The 16,298-nt window shown below is 65.3% G+C and carries 14 protein-coding genes and 2 other RNA genes; 11 read left to right on the top strand and 5 right to left on the bottom strand.

Going from position 1 to position 16,298, the window contains the following annotated elements; translation table 11 throughout:
- Nucleotides 1-113 precede the first annotated feature (113 nt).
- Nucleotides 114-176: non-coding RNA, sX9 sRNA (locus tag XCC_RS16605), on the top strand.
- A 15-nt stretch (nucleotides 177-191) separates the two neighbouring features.
- Here the strand turns inward: XCC_RS16605 and XCC_RS16600 are convergent.
- Nucleotides 192-990, bottom strand: a protein-coding gene (locus XCC_RS16600; RefSeq protein WP_144421971.1) for an IS5-like element IS1480b family transposase whose coding sequence is annotated in 2 segments (ribosomal slippage) — nucleotides 192-720 and nucleotides 719-990 — 801 coding nt in all. Because the reading frame shifts where the segments join, the coding sequence is not laid out codon by codon here.
- A 130-nt stretch (nucleotides 991-1,120) separates the two neighbouring features.
- On the opposite strand from XCC_RS16600, the gene XCC_RS16595 reads away from it, so the two are divergent.
- The 3 genes from XCC_RS16595 (at nucleotide 1,121) to XCC_RS16585 (ending at nucleotide 3,663) form a co-directional block, all read left to right on the top strand.
- Nucleotides 1,121-1,933, top strand: coding sequence for a S1/P1 nuclease (locus tag XCC_RS16595; protein WP_011038304.1), 813 nt, complete (start codon nucleotides 1,121-1,123; stop codon nucleotides 1,931-1,933).
- Between the two features lie 13 nt (nucleotides 1,934-1,946).
- Nucleotides 1,947-2,759, top strand: a complete 813-nt coding sequence (locus tag XCC_RS16590) for an MBL fold metallo-hydrolase (protein WP_011038303.1) — start codon at nucleotides 1,947-1,949, stop codon at nucleotides 2,757-2,759.
- Between the two features lie 105 nt (nucleotides 2,760-2,864).
- Nucleotides 2,865-3,663, top strand: a protein-coding gene (locus XCC_RS16585; RefSeq protein WP_087942923.1) for an IS5 family transposase whose coding sequence is annotated in 2 segments (ribosomal slippage) — nucleotides 2,865-3,136 and nucleotides 3,135-3,663 — 801 coding nt in all. Because the reading frame shifts where the segments join, the coding sequence is not laid out codon by codon here.
- A gap of 15 nt (nucleotides 3,664-3,678) precedes the next feature.
- Here the strand turns inward: XCC_RS16585 and XCC_RS16580 are convergent.
- The 4 genes from XCC_RS16580 to XCC_RS16565 all read right to left on the bottom strand — a co-directional run bounded on the left by XCC_RS16580 (nucleotide 3,679) and on the right by XCC_RS16565 (nucleotide 5,909).
- Nucleotides 3,679-3,753: non-coding RNA, sX9 sRNA (locus XCC_RS16580), on the bottom strand.
- A 61-nt stretch (nucleotides 3,754-3,814) separates the two neighbouring features.
- Nucleotides 3,815-4,429 carry an OmpW/AlkL family protein gene (locus tag XCC_RS16575; RefSeq protein WP_011038302.1) on the bottom strand — a complete coding sequence of 205 codons (615 nt, stop codon included), beginning with the start codon at nucleotides 4,427-4,429 and terminating at the stop codon, nucleotides 3,815-3,817.
- A gap of 119 nt (nucleotides 4,430-4,548) precedes the next feature.
- Nucleotides 4,549-5,172 (bottom strand): OmpW/AlkL family protein, encoded by a 624-nt coding sequence (locus XCC_RS16570; RefSeq protein ID WP_011038301.1) that lies wholly within the window; start codon nucleotides 5,170-5,172, stop codon nucleotides 4,549-4,551.
- 218 nt (nucleotides 5,173-5,390) lie between these two features.
- The gene (locus XCC_RS16565) at nucleotides 5,391-5,909 is read right to left on the bottom strand and encodes an SgcJ/EcaC family oxidoreductase (RefSeq protein WP_011038300.1); all 519 of its coding nucleotides are present in this window, start codon (nucleotides 5,907-5,909) and stop codon (nucleotides 5,391-5,393) included.
- 530 nt (nucleotides 5,910-6,439) lie between these two features.
- Between XCC_RS16565 and gap the strand changes: the two genes are divergently transcribed.
- From gap to pyk, 7 genes are all read left to right on the top strand, one after another.
- Nucleotides 6,440-7,441: a type I glyceraldehyde-3-phosphate dehydrogenase gene (gene gap / locus XCC_RS16560; protein ID WP_011038299.1), complete on the top strand. Its 1,002-nt coding sequence runs from the start codon at nucleotides 6,440-6,442 to the stop codon at nucleotides 7,439-7,441.
- Nucleotides 7,442-7,652: 211 nt separating this feature from the next.
- Complete coding sequence (locus tag XCC_RS16555) at nucleotides 7,653-8,123, top strand: hypothetical protein (protein ID WP_011038298.1); 471 nt, start codon at nucleotides 7,653-7,655, stop codon at nucleotides 8,121-8,123.
- Between the two features lie 170 nt (nucleotides 8,124-8,293).
- Nucleotides 8,294-11,020 (top strand): DUF2339 domain-containing protein, encoded by a 2,727-nt coding sequence (locus tag XCC_RS16550; protein ID WP_011038297.1) that lies wholly within the window; start codon nucleotides 8,294-8,296, stop codon nucleotides 11,018-11,020.
- On the top strand, nucleotides 11,020-12,384 hold the full coding sequence (locus XCC_RS16545) for a DUF3999 domain-containing protein (protein ID WP_011038296.1): 1,365 nt from the start codon (nucleotides 11,020-11,022) through the stop codon (nucleotides 12,382-12,384). The genes XCC_RS16550 and XCC_RS16545 overlap by 1 nt, the downstream gene beginning before the upstream one ends.
- 320 nt (nucleotides 12,385-12,704) lie before the next feature.
- Nucleotides 12,705-13,880, top strand: a complete 1,176-nt coding sequence (locus XCC_RS16540; protein ID WP_011038295.1) for a phosphoglycerate kinase — start codon at nucleotides 12,705-12,707, stop codon at nucleotides 13,878-13,880.
- Nucleotides 13,877-14,524, top strand: coding sequence for an HAD family hydrolase (locus XCC_RS16535; RefSeq protein ID WP_011038294.1), 648 nt, complete (start codon nucleotides 13,877-13,879; stop codon nucleotides 14,522-14,524). The genes XCC_RS16540 and XCC_RS16535 overlap by 4 nt, the downstream gene beginning before the upstream one ends.
- A gap of 199 nt (nucleotides 14,525-14,723) precedes the next feature.
- The gene (gene pyk / locus XCC_RS16530) at nucleotides 14,724-16,190 is read left to right on the top strand and encodes a pyruvate kinase (RefSeq protein WP_011038293.1); all 1,467 of its coding nucleotides are present in this window, start codon (nucleotides 14,724-14,726) and stop codon (nucleotides 16,188-16,190) included.
- Nucleotides 16,191-16,298 lie beyond the last annotated feature (108 nt).

Here is a 16,298-nt window from a genome sequence, read left to right as displayed (position 1 = left end):
GATCATAACGGCAGGGCGTGCCGCGCCGCGTGCGTGAGGGGGCTGGCGGCTTTCACTGGACGAGCCAGCAGCGGTGCTGCCAGACGTGCCGCAGTGATGCAGCCGCGTCTGGAATCCACATGTGGCCCCGCGCCATTCGCACCCAGCTGACGATTGCTCGCTACGTTGTGTTAGCCGTTCTTAGAACCTGTTCACGATCTTCTGAGTAATAGTGCCAAGAAGGCCAAATGGATGAACTGCAGGCTGGTGTTGAGTTTGCGCTCGCAGTTCTTCCATAGCCTTCGGTTCTTCTCCAGCCAAGCAAAACTACGCTCGACGATCCATCGCTTGGGCATGACCTTGAAGGTATGCAGTTCGCTGCGCTTGGCAATCTGCACCGTGAGCTGTTCGCCTAAAATCTCTCGCACGCCGTCGGCAAACCGTACTCCGGTGTAACCGCTGTCGCACAGTAAGGTTTGTACATGCGTCAAGTTTGACTGGCAGCGCTCCAACGCTTGCAGCGCACCTTTGCGGTCGGTCACCTCCGCCGTCGTCACCGCGATTGCATGGGGCAATCCCTGAGTATCAACAGCGATATGCCGCTTGATGCCCGACACCTTCTTGCCCGCGTCATATCCCTTTTGCCCTGCTGTGTCGGTGTTCTTTACGCTCTGCGCGTCCACGATCAAGAACCTGGTGCAGGCGTTGCGCTCCTGTCTGGCGCGGGCCACGCCAACCTGATTTTTTAAGTGCCTGCTCCAGCAGGCTCACTCCCTCATCGTTGCACTCGCTCCACTTGGCAAAGTACGAGTGCACGGTCCGCCACTTTGGAAAGTCGCTGGGGAGCGCTCGCCATTGGCAACCGGTTCGCAGCACGTACAACACTGCGCACCACACCTCATACATATCCACACGGCGTGGCTTGGTGCGCTTACGCGCTTGTTCCAGGATCGGCAGCACGTGTTCGAACTGCTCCCGGCTCATGTCGCTCGGATAGGTCTTTTGGCGCATCCGCATAGTCTGCACTGATCAGGAAAGATCGTGAACAGGTTCTAAGCCGCGCGTCGCGCAGGCCGGGTGCCTGCGCGAATGGGCAAACGCTGCAATCCGCCTTACAAATGCGACGCGTACAATTCCGGGGATGAAGACCTTCTCCCCGTTGTTGTTGACGCTCTCCGTGTGTGCAGCCGCGCTGCAGCCCACCGCCGCACTGGCCTGGGGCCCGCAGGGCCACCGGCTGGTGGCGCGTGTTGCCGAAACCGAATTGACGCCGCAGGCGCGCGCGCAGGTCAGTCAGTTGCTGGCAGGCGAAGCCGACCCCAGCCTGGCCGGTGTGGCCACCTGGGCCGATGAGTTGCGCGCCAATGATCCGGATCTGGGCAAGCGCTCGGGCCCCTGGCATTACGTCAATCTCGGCGAACACGACTGCGGCTATGTACCGCCGCGCGATTGCCCGGATGGCAACTGCGTGATCGCTGCGCTGGAGCAGCAGACCGCCGTGCTGGCCGATCGCAACCAACCGTTGGCCGCACGCAGGCAGGCGCTGAAGTTCGTGGTGCATTTTGTTGGCGACATCCATCAGCCAATGCACGCCGGCTATGCGCACGACAAGGGCGGCAATGACTTCCAGCTACAGGTTGCCGGCAAGGGCAGCAATCTGCACGCGCTGTGGGACAGCGGCATGCTCAATGACCGCCACCTCAGCGACGATGCCTATCTGAAAGTGCTGCTGGCCTTGCCGGCAACCGCGCCCACCTCGCCGGCGCTGCCGCCGCCGGGCGCGGCCTGGGCACAGGCGTCGTGCCGCATCGCGATCACGCCCGGCGTGTATCCCGACACGCATGTACTGCCACCAACCTATATCGCCACCTATCGCCCGATTGCCGAGACCCAGCTGCGTGTCGCGGGCGACCGGCTGGCCGCGCTGCTCAATGCGGCGCTGCGCAGCCCCTGAGACGGAGATACCGATGCAGCCGCAGGTCCTTGCGTTCTTCCATGCCGACAGCAACACCTTTACCTACGTGGTTGCCGATACGCGCACCGGGGCGGCGGCGGTGATCGACCCGGCGCTGGACTACGCTGCCGACACCGGCGCGATCACCACACAGGCGGCGCAAGCCATTGTCGATGCCGTACAGCAGCATGGCTGGCAGGTGCAGTGGTTGTTGGAAACGCACGCACACGCCGATCACCTCAGCGCCGCGCAATGGTTGAAGCAGCACTGGCCGGACGCGCGAGTCGGGATCGGCGAAGGCATCACACAGGTCCAGCAGACGCTGGCGCCGCAGTACGCATTGCCGGCCGGGTTTCGTGCCGATGGCGCGCAGTTCGACCATCTGTTTGCCGATGACGAGCGCTTCGCGTTGGGCGCGATTGCCTGCCGCGTGATTGCAGTGCCCGGGCACACCAGCGACAGCATCGCCTACCTGATGGGCGATGCACTGTTTCCTGGCGACTCGCTGTTCATGCCGGACGCGGGCACCGCGCGCTGCGACTTCCCCGGCGGTGACGCGCGTCAACTCTATGCGTCGATCCAACGCTTGTACGCCTTGCCGGATGCCACGCGCGTGTTCGTGTGCCATGACTACGGCCCGGGCGGGCGCGCGATTGCACACGCGACCACCATCGGCGAGCAGCGCCGCAGCAATATCCATGTGCGCGATGGTGTGGACGTGGAGGCTTATGTGGCGCAACGGCAAGCCCGCGATGCCGGCCTGCCCGAACCCAAGTTGATGGGCCCGGCGTTGCAGGCCAATCTGCAGGCGGGCTGGCGCGGCTGAGTGCAGTACGTGCGGCCTGCGCGCGATGCTTCTTTCGGGCCGATGGTTTTCTTCCGTTCCTAAGAACCTGTTCACGATCTTTCCTGATCAGTGCAGACTATGCGGATGCGCCAAAAGACCTATCCGAGTGACATGAGCCGGGAGCAGTTCGAACACGTGCTGCCGATTCTGGAACAAGCGCGTAAGCGCACCAAGCCACGCCGTGTGGATATGTATGAGGTGTGGTGCGCAGTGTTGTACGTGCTGCGAACCGGTTGCCAATGGCGAGCGCTCCCCAGCGACTTTCCAAAGTGGCGGACCGTGCACTCGTACTTTGCCAAGTGGAGCGAGTGCGACGATGAGGGAGTGAGCCTGCTGGAGCAGGCACTTAAAAAATCAGGTTGGCGTGGCCCGCGCCAGACAGGAGCGCAACGCCTGCACCAGGTTCTTGATCGTGGACGCGCAGAGCGTAAAGAACACGGACACAGCAGGGCAAAAGGGATATGACGCGGGCAAGAAGGTGTCGGGCATCAAGCGGCATATCGCTGTTGATACTCAGGGATTGCCCCATGCAATCGCGGTGACGACGGCGGAGGTGACCGACCGCAAAGGTGCGCTGCAAGCGTTGGAGCGCTGCCAGTCAAACTTGACGCATGTACAAAGCTTACTGTGCGACAGCGGTTACACCGGAGTACGGTTTGCCGACGGCGTGCGAGAGATTTTAGGCGAACAGCTCACGGTGCAGATTGCCAAGCGCAGCGAACTGCATACCTTCAAGGTCATGCCCAAGCGATGGATCGTCGAGCGTAGTTTTGCTTGGCTGGAGAAGAACCGAAGGCTATGGAAGAACTGCGAGCGCAAACTAAACACCAGCCTGCAGTTCATCCATTTGGCCTTCTTGGCACTATTACTCAGAAGATCGTGAACAGGTTCTTAGAGCGGCTACAAAACGTAGCGCGCAGTCGTCAGGTGGGTGCGGACGGCGCGGAGGAACCGGGGTGTACGGGGGGTACATGCTGATTCCGAGCACAGGCCGCCCCCGCCTGGCGGGCGCGCAGTCGTTTTGATTGCTGTTCTTAGAAATAGACCAGGTACGACACGCCATAGGTCAGCGGATCGATCTGCGCCTTGCCCAGGCGGGTGCCGTTGAAATCGACGTTGCTGGACGAATCGGTCCAGCGTGCATCCACACGCAGGCCGCTGCGCTCATTGAAGATGAAGTCCACACCCACGTGCGCGGTGGCGCCCACCGAATCGTCGAAGCGGATATCGCCACTGCCCAGCGCTTCGTCTGTGTCTTCACCCAGGAAGGTGGTGTAGTTGATGCCCACGCCCACGAAGGGCGACACCGTGCCATAGCCGTTGATGTGGTACTGCAACAGCACGCTCGGCGGCACCGACCAGTAGCTGCCCACCTTGCCGACACCCGCAAGCTCCAGGTCGTGCTTGCCCGAGACGGCGGCGTGCACCTCGATGCCGAGGTTGTTGCGCAGGAAATATTCGTAGGTGAACGACAGCGCGGGCGCGCCCTTGATTTCGCCGCGGACGCCAGCGAAGTCGCCGCTTTCGGACTTGGGCGAGACATATCCCGCGCCATAGCCGGTCGTCCAATGGCCGGCCGACTGGGCAAAAGCAGGAGTGGCCGAAGCGGCCAAAGCGATGGCGAGGGCGGTGCGGATAAGCGTGCTCATGGAATCCCCGGTAAGTCGGACAGGCGGTCGACGTGCACCTACCTGTCCGCAACTCCGGCGGTGGATTCACGTCCCTGGGCGTCAAGTGTGCCAGAGAAGCGCCACGCGCGTCGCCGTCCTCAGAACCGGTGCACGTACGCCACGCCGTAGACCAGCGGGTCGATGTTGACCGTGCCGATACGGTTGCCATTGAGGCTGGCGTCGCTGTCGATGTCGATCCAGCGCAGGTCCACGCGCAAAGCGCCGCGGTCGCTGATCTTCACGTCCAGGCCCGCATGTGCCGCCAGGCCCCAGGAGGCATCCAGGTGCAGGTCATTGCCGGCCAGTGCGCCGCTGGTTTCGGTGCTGAAAAAGCGCGTGTAGTTGATGCCCGCGCCGACAAATGGCGACACCTTGCCCTGGCTGTTGAAGTGGTACTGCAAGCTGACCACCGGCGGCAGGTGCTTGGTGCTGCCCACGCGGCCCAGGCCACGGATGTTGATGTCGTGCTCGAATGGCAGTGCCGCCAGCACCTCGATGCCCCAGTTGTCGGCGATGAAGTATTCGGCGGTGATGGTCGGGCGGATATCGGTGCCGACATCCACGTCGAGCGTACCGCCGGCCAGGCTGCCGTTGTCGGACTTGGGCGCCACCTGATGGGCGCCGACGCCCAGCAACCAGTCACCCTTGGATTGGGCCAGTGCGGGTGCGCTGACCGAGGCGGCAGCCAGGGCTGCGAACAGAAGAGTGGAACGCTTGCGCATGAGGGTCTCGTGTCGTTGTAGGAGTGAGCGAAGTCTTGAACGTGCGCGCCGTTGCTGCCTTGATCCTGATCAATCAGGTGCAGCGCATGCAGTGACGGCGCGGGTATCTGGTGCAGGAACGCAGGGCATGCGCGCTGCCTGCGCCGCGCGCAGCGTTCGGCGGGGAGGGGGCCGAACGCTGCGGCAATGACGCGGCGGGCCGCGTCGATCTGGCCGGCTTACTTGGTCTTGCTGACCGACGCGGTGGCGGTATCCACTTCCGGCATGGCCGAGCTGTGGTGGTTGATGATCAGCCACTTGCCGTCGCGCTTTTCGTACACGAAGGTGTAGCGGGCCTGCACATCGCTCTTCTTGCCGTTCTTGTCGGTGAGCGTGAAGGTGTACACACCCGCATCCACCGCGCTGTCGTCATCGAGCAGGCGCACGGTGCGGTAGTTGATGACGCCCTTCGGCTTTTTGGTCAGGAACATCTCGAAGTAGTTTTCGATCTGCTCGCGCGAGGCGCGCACTTCGTTGGAAACCGTCGGCAGCAGCACGCCGTCCGGGGCGTACAGGTCGGCCACCTTGTGCGGGTTGCCGGTGGCCAGGGCCGCGTTCCAGGTGTCGAACAGCGCAGCCACTTCGCGCGCTTCGCCATCGGCGGGCAGTGCGGCCTTGTCGGTGTAGTGCATCACGCCGCCAGCCAGCGCCGGGGTGGCAGCCAGAGCCAGAACCAGAGAGAAGAGGGTGCGACGCATGGGGTATCTCCGTTGAGTGATGGGGGTTGCCTCAGTGGGCGAGCCCAGTATCGAAATCCGCGGAGGGTGGAAATTCTGCTGTTCGGCATAGTCGTGAATATGCCGGGCGGCGTATTTTGGAGTGAGCCGTCCGTCTTGGTTGTGGGGCGAATCAGGCGGTTTCTGGGGTGTCGGTCGCAGGGTGGGCTTGGGCGTGGCGACGCGTCGGGTATGCGGCCTCAACTAAAGGACTTGGAATTGCCGCTCCCATCTGGCCTCGGCTGCCCGCACTCCCGCCGAGTCCGTTGGCGGCGCAGCGGTGCGTTCCGTCGTCCTGCGTCAGGCAATGGTGCGCACTGGGCGCGTGCCTGCCGGACCAAGGCTTGCGGCGTGCGCACCGGTGCCAGCAGAGCGTGTGTTCTGCGTGATGTGCCGCGGGTCGAACGGTGTGTCGCAGCGCCTGTCCGGGCACCGTCGCCGGTGTGGGACGCTGCTAGAATGAACGCCCCTTTCCATCCGCCGCGTTGTCGCGGCCGCAGGAGCTAGTGAACATGGCAATCAAGGTTGGCATCAACGGATTCGGTCGCATCGGACGCAACGTGCTGCGCTCTGCGGTGCAGAACTTCGCCAATGACATCGAGATCGTGGCCATCAATGACCTGCTCGAGCCCGACTACCTGGCGTACATGCTGCAGTACGACTCGGTGCACGGCCGCTTCAAGGCCGAGGTGTCGGTCGACGGCAACACGCTGATCGTCAACGGCAAGAAGATCCGCCTTACCCAGGAACGCGACCCTGCCAACCTGAAGTGGGATGCGGTCGGCGCCGAGGTGGTGATCGAGTCCACCGGCCTGTTCCTGACCAAGGAAACCGCGCAGAAGCACATCGACGCGGGCGCCAAGAAGGTGATCCTGTCGGCCCCGTCCAAGGACGACACGCCGATGTTCGTCTACGGTGTCAACGACAAGACCTACAAGGGCGAAGCGATCGTTTCCAACGCCTCGTGCACCACCAACTGCCTGGCGCCGTTGGCCAAGGTCATCAACGACAAGTGGGGCATCAAGCGTGGCCTGATGACCACCGTGCACGCCGCGACCGCGACCCAGAAGACCGTGGACGGCCCGTCGAACAAGGATTGGCGCGGTGGCCGCGGCATCCTGGAGAACATCATCCCGTCTTCCACTGGCGCGGCCAAGGCGGTTGGCGTGGTGATCCCGGAACTCAACAAGAAGCTCACCGGCATGAGCTTCCGCGTGCCGACCTCGGACGTGTCGGTGGTCGACTTGACGGTTGAACTGGAAAAGCCAGCCACCTACGCCGAGATCTGCGCCGAAGTGAAGGCGCAGAGCGAAGGCGCGCTGAAGGGCATCCTGGGCTATACCGAAGACAAGGTGGTGGCGACCGACTTCCGCGGCGAGACCTGCACCTCGGTGTTCGACGCCGACGCCGGCATCGCGCTGGATTCCACTTTCGTCAAGCTGGTGTCCTGGTACGACAACGAGTGGGGCTACTCCAACAAGTGCCTGGAAATGGTGCGGGTTGTGGCCAAGTAAGCACTCCCGTCTGATGCTGTCGCAAAGGCCCCAGCTTGCTGGGGCTTTTGTTTTTTGCATCTTTCTTTGCCGGCAGCGCTTGGTGCAGCGCACATATGTGGCCGCCCGAAGTGGACTTTATCGGCATCACGTGCGCTAATTTGCGGGCACGGCGGCCGTTCCCGTGTCGTGTTGAAGGATCGGGGAACTCCATGGATAGAGAGATACAGACATGAATAAGTTTCTTGCGGGCGCGCTGGCGTTCGGCGTTGTTATTGCGTGTGCGGTACCGTCCACCAGCTGGGCAGCCAAGAAGCAGACCGGTACGCCGGCCTGGATGAATGCCGATGGCGAAGTGATCAAGTCGTCCGATGTCGAGGCGGGCTACGGTGAGACCGTCAAGGGCGTCAACGATTACGAGGGCGAAATCACCGGTAAGCCTGCGCCGGGCAGCAAGTTCACGCAGTTGCAGATCGGCATGCCGATGAAGCAGGTCACCGATCTGATCGGTCAGCCGAACGACCAGGGTTCGTACGTGACTGGCAAGGCGTTCATTCCGTTCTTCTTCGGCGGCGACCGCTACCGGTACGAGATGGCCTACAAGGGCCAGGGCCGTCTGGTGTTTGCCGGCAAGTCGATGGATACCGGCGGCAACCTGATCTGGATCATCCATAACAAGAACGACAGCGGTTACCGCGAATAATCCTAAAAAAACGCCCGGTCATCCGGGCGTTTTTTTATGCGTGTGGCTGGCGTTTTATGGTGAGGCGCGCACTAAGACCCTGATGTCTCTACACCGCGTGCGGTGCTGCCAATGCGTGGCCGCAGCCTGTATGGTTCGCGCAGCCGGCCGGATGCCGGGGTGGGGGACAGGTGGAATCGATCATCGTAATGGTGGGCCTTGCGGTCCTGGCCCTGCCGGTTGGGCTGGTGATAGCGCTGGTGTGGGTGGGCAGACTGCAGCGGCGGGTCTGGGAGCTGGAGCAGCGGGTCGCACAGTGGCAAGGCGTTGCGGCGCCTGCAGCTGCGGCACGTGCAAGCGCGCAGGCAGCGCCCAACGCACCGGTTGACGATCAGCCGGTGCCCTCACAGGTCAGCATGCCGACAGAGGCAGTGGCGCCGGTACCGCGCGCCACCGCACCGGTCCCGTCACCGTCGCACAGCATGGATCCGTCGCTTGCCGCGCGCAGCAGTGCCAGTGTCTCCGAGGTTGCCGCGCGCACGCCGTCGCCGGTTGCTGCATCGGCGCAGCCAACACGGCCGCCATCCGCACCGACTCCACCACCGGCGCTAAATGCGATCGAGCGCGCCGCCAGTGCGCTGAAGCGCTGGTTCACCGAAGGCAATGTGCCGGTCAAGGTGGGCATGCTGGTGCTGCTGGCCGGCGTTGCGTCGCTGCTGAAATACGCCAGCGATCAGGGCTGGATGCGCATGCCGGTCGAGCTGCGCCTGGCTGGCATCAGTGCGGTGGCCTTGGCCGGCCTGGTCTTCGGTTGGCGGCAGCGCACGGTGCGGCCCGGCTTTGCGCTGGCGCTGCAGGGCGGTGCCATCGGTGGCCTGCTGTTGACCGTGTTCGCTGCGTTCAAGTTGTACGGGTTGCTCGGTGCCGGGCTTGCGATGGGCATCAGCGTGGTGTTGATTGCCGGCATGTGCGTGCTGGCCGTGCTGCAGGATTCGCGCACGTTGGCCGTTCTGGGCGTGCTGGCGGGCTTTTTGGCGCCGATCTGGTTGTCCAGTGGCAGCGGCAATCATGTTGCGTTGTTTAGTTACTACGCGGTGCTCAACGCCGGCATCGTGGCAGTTGCCTGGGTGCGCCCGTGGCGGGTGCTGAATCTGCTCGGATTCGCATTTACCTTCGGCATCGGCACGTTGTGGGGTGCGCTGCAGTACGCCCCGGTGAAGTTCGCCACGACCGAGCCGTTCCTGTTGTTGTTCTTCGCCATGTATGTGGCCATCCCGGTGCTGCACGCGCGGCGTGGCGATGGCAGTGCCGGCAAGTTGATCGATGGCAGCCTGTTGTTCGGCACGCCGCTGGTCGCGTTCGCGTTGCAGGCGCGCCTGCTGGAGGGCGACCGCCTGCCACTGGCGTTGTGCGCGCTGGCCGTGGCCGCGTTGTATGCGGCACTGGCCGCATGGTTGCTGCGCCGCCCGGCGACGCGTCTGCTGGGCGAGGCGCACGCAATGCTGGCCGTGGGCTTTGCCACGCTGGCGGTGCCGTTGGCGTTGTCGGCGCGTGCCACCGCCAGCGTGTTCGCACTGGAAGGCGTCGGCTTGCTGTGGCTGGGTTTGCGGCAGCAGCGGCGGTTCTCGCAGGTCAGCGGTGTGGGCTTGCAGATGCTGGCCGCGATCGGTGTGGCCTTCGGCGTGGATGCGTGGCGCTACGACAGCGTGGCGGTTGCCAATGCCACCTGCATGAGCACCTTGCTGCTGGCGCTGGCTGGCTGGGCCAGTGCCTGGTTCCTGCGCGATGCGGGGCACCCGCGCCGCGCGCTGGTGGCGTATCTGTGGGGCCTGGGCTGGTGGACGCTGTGCGGTGTGCACGAGATCCTGCGCTTTGCCGGCGACCTGCGTAGCGAGCCGGACCTGCTGCTGGGCTTCGTTGCGCTGACCGTCTGGCTGGCGGCCGAGGTGCATCGCCGCCGGCCTGCAGCGGCGTTGGTGTGGACGGTCATGGCCGGGCTGGCGCTGGCTGCGCCGCTGGCACTGTGGCAGAGCCATGCGCATACCCAACCGTTCGCGCACTGGGGCGCGCTGGCGTGGTTGGCGTTCGCCGTGGCCGGCGCGCGTGCGTTGTGGTGCCTGCGCATGCAGCATGGTGCCGGCGCGATCGCTGCGCAGTTCATCTGGTGGTTGCTGTGGCCCTTGGTGGTGTGGTTGGGCGCCGCCTGGTTGGCCGACGCCTTCCTGCTGGCCAATGGGTGGCGCTGCGCATTGCTCGCTGCGCCGTGGCTGATCGTGGCGGCGCTTGGCCTGCTGCATTGGTCCTGGATTGCCTGGCCGCAGGGGGCGAGCTTCGCCCCTGCCCGCACCGCACTGCTGAGTTGCGTGTTCGGCGTGCTGGGCGTTGGCTGGGTGCTGGTGCTGCTGGACCCGGTGAGCGCATCGCCGCTGCCGTGGCTGCCGCTGCTCAATCCGGCCGAATTGGCGCAGCTGGCGGTGCTGGCCTTGCTCGCACGCTGGGCCTGGTCGGCACAGTCGCCAGTGCTGCTGCAGCGTTGGCGCGTCACTGCGCTGGGCGTGCTGGGCTGGGCCTTGCTCACCGGCAGCACCTTGCACAGCGTGCATCACTGGGGCGGAGTTCCCTGGGATACGGAGCTGCTGGGCGCGACGCTGTCGCAGACCAGCCTGACCATCGTGTGGAGCGTGCTGGGCGTGCTGGGTTGGGTGATCGGCTCGCGTCGCGGGCAACGTGGCCTGTGGCTGGGTGGTGCGCTACTGATGGGACTGGTGCTGGCCAAGCTGGTGCTGGTGGACCGCCAGCATCTGGGCAATCTGCTGGGCATCGGCTCGTTCATGGCCTATGGCCTGTTGTGCACCGTGGTGGGTTATCTGGCACCGGCGCCGCCGCGTCAGGCGCCACTTGCCGAGGAGCGTGTGTGATGCGGATACGAGGGTGGCTGCCGTTGGCAGTGGCTGGCATTGCCGGGGTGGTGCAGGCCGGCGATCTGCGGAGTGATTTCGTCCAGCAATGGCCGCTGCAGGTCGCGCAGTCCGATGCCGGCATGTATCAGCTGACGCTGGATGGGGTGGTGTACCGGGCGGCGCGCGATGCGCAATTGCGCGACGTGGCCGTGCTCGATGCACGCGGCGACGAGATGCCCTCGGCGCTGCTACCCGCGGAAGTAGCGGCGCAGGCGGCGCCACGGCGGCAGCGCGTGCCGGTGTTTGCGTTGCCGGCCGGTGCCGAAGCGGCCAGGGGCGACCTGCAACTGATTGCCGAGCGCGATGCGTCCGGTGCGGTGCGCCGGCTCGAAGGCCGGGTGGCGACAGGCGCGTCCACGCGCGACGGTGCCGGCCCGGGCTGGCTGGTGGATGCCAACGGTGTGCGTGAGGCGCCACGCGCGCTGTGGCTCGACTGGGATGGCACCACGCCGGTGCAGGCGCAGCTGCGCGTGGAAGGCAGCGACGATCTGCGTGACTGGCGCGTGCTCGCAGCCGACGCCACGGTGATGGCGCTTGACAACAACGGCCAGCGTTTGCAGCAGCGGCGCATCGCGCTGGAACAGGGCGCGCGCTATCTGCGCCTGGTGCCGGTCTCCGGCGCGCTGCCTGCGTTGACGCAGGTGGAACTGGAGCTGGAAGGCGCCGCCGCGCCTGCGCAGTGGCAGCAACTCGACCTGCAGGGCACCGCGCAGGAAACGCGGGTGGTCTACACCTTGCCGGGGCGATTCCCGATTGCGCAGGTGGATGTGCAGGGCGCCCGTGCCGAGGCCGTGGAATGGGTCGTCGAAAGCCGCGATGGCGACCAGGCGCCCTGGTTGCAGCGTGCCGGGCCGTGGCTGGGCTATTGCCTGGGCAGCGCCGCGTCCGCCTCGCCGCCACAGCCAGTGTCCGGTGGCAGCGTCCGCGACCGCCAGTGGCGATTGCTTGCCGCGCAAGGCCGCCGGACCGGTGTGCCGACGCTGCGGGTGGGCTATCAGCCGGAGCGGCTAGTGTTTCTTACCCAAGGCCAAGCGCCGTACGCGCTGGTGGCCGGGAGTGCGCGTGCGCAGCGCACCGACGCGCCCTTGACCTCGATGCTTGTCGCCTTGCGCCAGGAACGCGGCGCGCAATGGCAGCCGGCCACCGCGCGCATCGCCGGCGCGGCGCAGCCACTGGCAGGCGCGGCGGCGCTGCAGCCGGCTGCGGTGCCGCGTGACTGGAAGCGCTGGCTACTGTGGGCGCTGTTGGTGGGGGGTGCCGTGGTGGTCGGTGGTTTTGCGGTGAGTCTGTTGCGCAGTGCCAGCGCCAACCGCGATGCCTGATGGCGAGGCGCCGTTGCGGGTTTGCCGCTGCGGCGCGAAGGTCCGACAATGGGCGTCCCCCGTCGCCAAGGCAGCCGCATTGCCCGTCGTGTTCGACCGACCACAGTTCGCGCCACCCGCATCTGCGGCGACGGCGTCTGTGAAACGCACCGCGCGTTCTGCGCGGTGGCGCACCGGCAGCCTGCAACGCGTCATCTGTTCCCTTGCCAGCACAGTGCGTGGTCGTCAGCGCGCTGCATGCCTGCAGCTGTTTCGATTCCCCATTCCCCATTCCCCATTCCCCATTCCCCATTCCCCCAACGACTTAGCGAGCTGAGCCCATGTCCATTGTCCGCATGACCGACCTCGATCTTTCCGGCAAGCGCGTGCTGATCCGCCAGGATCTCAACGTGCCGATCGACAACGGCCAGATCACCTCCGAACAGCGCATCACCGCCTCGGTGCCCACCATCAAGCTGGCGCTGGAAAAGGGCGCCGCGGTGATGGTGACCTCGCACCTGGGCCGCCCGAAGGAAGGCACCTGGAGCGAGGAAGATTCGCTGGCGCCGGTGGCCGCGCGACTGACCACCCTGCTGGGCTTGGACGTGCCGCTGGTGCGTGACTGGGTCGATGGCGTGGACGTGGCGCCGGGCCAGGTGGTGCTGCTGGAAAATTGCCGCATGAACGTGGGCGAGGGCAAGGATGACGAAGCGCTCGCGCGTAAGTACGCCGCGCTGTGCGATGTGTTTGTCATGGACGCCTTCGGCACCGCGCATCGTGCGCAGGCCTCCACGCATGGCGTGATCCGGTTCGCGCCGGTGGCAGCCGGTGGCCCGCTGCTGATGGCCGAGCTCGACGCGCTGGCCAAGGCGCTGGACAACCCGGCCAAGCCGCTGCTGGCGATCGTGGCCGGCAGCAAGGTTTCGACCAAGCTGGAACTGCTCTCCAACCTGGTCAACAAGGTCGACCAGTTGATCGTGGGCGGCGGCATCGCCAATACCTTCATCGCCGCGGCCGGCCACGACGTGGGCAAGTCGCTCAGCGAGCCGGACCTGATCCCGACCGCCAACCAGATCGTCGCCGATGCCAAGGCACGCGGCGCGGAGATTCCGTTGCCCACCGACGTGGTGGTGGCCAAGCAGTTCCTGCCCGATGCCGAGGCGAGCGTGAAGTCGCTCGACCAGGTGGATGCCGACGATCTGATCCTGGACATCGGCCCGCAGACCGCGGCGCACTATGCCGAACTGATTGCCAATGCCGGCACCGTGGTCTGGAACGGCCCGGTCGGCGTGTTCGAGTTCGAGCCCTTCAGCCATGGCACCGAGACCCTGGCGCGTGCCATTGCCGCGTCCAAGGCGTTCTCGATCGCCGGTGGTGGTGACACGTTGGCGGCCGTGGACAAATACGCCATCGCCAAGGACGTCACCTACATCTCCACCGGCGGCGGCGCGTTCCTGGAATTTCTGGAAGGCAAAACCTTGCCGGCGGTTGCCGCGCTCGAGGCCCGCGGGCAGTGAGTGCAGCCACACTGTTCTTTGATCTGGACGGCACGCTGGTCGACTCGGAACCCGGCATCGTTGGCAGCATCGTGCATGCCTTCGACGAGGTCGGTCAGCCTCGGCCCTCGCCGCAGACGTTGCGCGCCTGGATCGGCCCGCCGCTGCGCGACAGTTTCAGCGAGCGCTTCCCCGAGGATCCGGACCTGGTACAGCGCGCGCTTGCCGCCTATCGCGCCCGTTACGACGCGGTGGGCTGGACCGAGCTCAGCGTGTTCGACGGCATCGGCGATGTGGTCACCGGCCTGCACCGTGCCGGCCATCGACTGGCCGTAGTGACCTCCAAGAACGAGCGCTACGCGCGCCGCATCGTCGAGCACCTGCCGTTCGGGGTGTGTTTCGAAGACGTCATCGGTGCCAGCGAAGATGGTGCGCGCCGCTTCAAGCCGGACCTGATCGCCGAAGCGCTGCGTCGCCTGCAGATCGACAAGACCGGCTGCGTGATGATCGGCGACCGTCGCATGGATATCGACGGTGCCAACCACCACGGCATCCACAGCATCGGCGTGTTGTGGGGCTTCGGCGACGAAGCCGAACTGCGCGCTGCCGGCGCCGGTGCGCTTGCGCACACACCAGCCGAGTTGAGCGGGCTGATCCGCGCCTAGCGCGGCGCGTCTTCACTGCCACCGGCGTACGGTGGCGACCCGCAGTGTGCTGCCGTCCGCGGCAACACGCTGCGAAAGCGTACGTACTGTCCCGCACTGTCTGTAAGACATGCCGGAAAAGGAGGGAGGCTATGCCGCAATGCCATCCTCGGTACGTGACGCGTGTGTTAAGTTTCGCGGCTTTTACAGGGAGGCCATCATGAAAGAACGTCAACGCCGCACCAAGATCCTCGCCACGCTGGGACCGGCCACGGATCCGCCTGGTGTGCTGGACGCCTTGTTCAAGGCGGGCGTCAACGTGGTGCGCCTCAACTTCAGCCACGGCGACCCGTCCGGCCAGGCCAAGCGCGCTGCCGAAGTGCGTGCCGCCGCCGTCCGCGTCGGCGCCGAAGTGGGCATCCTGGCCGACCTGCCGGGCCCGAAGATCCGCATCGAGCGCTTTGCCGGAGGCAAGATCAAGCTGACCATGGGCGATCGTTTCGACCTGGTGGCCGATATCAATGCGCCGGCCGGCGATCAGCATCAGGTGGGCGTGAGCTACCTGGGCCTGCCGCAGGATGTCACCGCCGGTGACGTGCTGCTGCTCGACGATGGCCTGGTGCAGCTGCAGGTCACCGACGTGCAGGGCGCGCGCATCGTCACCACCGTGCTCAACGATGGTGTGTTGTCCGACCGCAAGGGCCTCAACAAGCAGGGCGGCGGTCTGTCGCTGGGCGCGTTGACCGAGCGCGACAAGGAGCTGATCGGCATCGTGGCCAAGATCGGCGTGGACTTCATCGCGGTGTCGTTCTGCCGTAACGCGCAGGACATGCACGACGCCCGCCAGATCGCCCAGCAGCACGGCTGCGATGCGCAGTTGGTGTCCAAGATCGAGCGCACCGAAGCGATCGAGAACCTGGTCGAAATCGTCGAAGCCTCCGACGTGGTGATGGTGGCGCGTGGCGATCTGGGCGTGGAAATCGGCGATGCCGAATTGCCGGGCCTGCAGAAGAAGATCATTCGCGAGTCGCTGGCGCAGAACAAGGTGGTGATCACGGCCACCCAGATGCTGCAGTCGATGGTGGAAAGCCCGATCCCGACCCGCGCCGAAGTACTCGACGTGGCCAACGCGGTCATCGACGGCACCGATGCGGTGATGCTCTCGGCCGAAACCGCTGCCGGTGCGTATCCGGTGCGTGCAGTGGAAGCGATGGCGCGCATCTGCCTGGGCGCCGAGCACCAGTTCGAGTTCGATACCGACTTCGAAGCGGCGCAACGCAACCTGCAGCGCGCCGACCAGGCGATCGCAATGGCGACCATGTTCCTGTCCGAGCACATCGGTCTGGGCGGCGTGGTGGCGTTGACCGAATCCGGCGGCACGCCGCGTTACCTGTCGCGCTTCCGTTCCAATATGCCGATCTATGCATTCACCCGTCATGACGGCGCGCGTCGCCAGATGGCGATGATGCGTGGCGTGTTCCCGATCGGTTTCGACAGCCGTGGCCTGACCCCACGCGAAGCCGCGCGCGCAGCGATCCGCCTGCTGGTGGAGAACGAGCGCATGGGGCCTGGCGACCGCGTGGTGTTCACCAGCGGCGAGCACATGGAAACCCATGGCGCCACCAACACGCTGCGTCTGCTGGAAGTGGGCGAAGACGGCCGCGCCAGCGGTCTGGGCGAGCTGTAGAACACCTGGCGGTGTAGGCGTCGTGCATGCAGACATGTGCGACGCGCCCCACGCAGCCTGCAGTGACACGACGGCGGCCATGTGCCGCCGTCGTGCTGTGTGGCCGAT

The organism is Xanthomonas campestris pv. campestris str. ATCC 33913, assembly GCF_000007145.1.
Lineage (GTDB): Bacteria > Pseudomonadota > Gammaproteobacteria > Xanthomonadales > Xanthomonadaceae > Xanthomonas > Xanthomonas campestris.
Note: the sequence above shows the minus strand (reverse complement) of the source record. Positions and strands in the feature narration are given on the sequence as shown.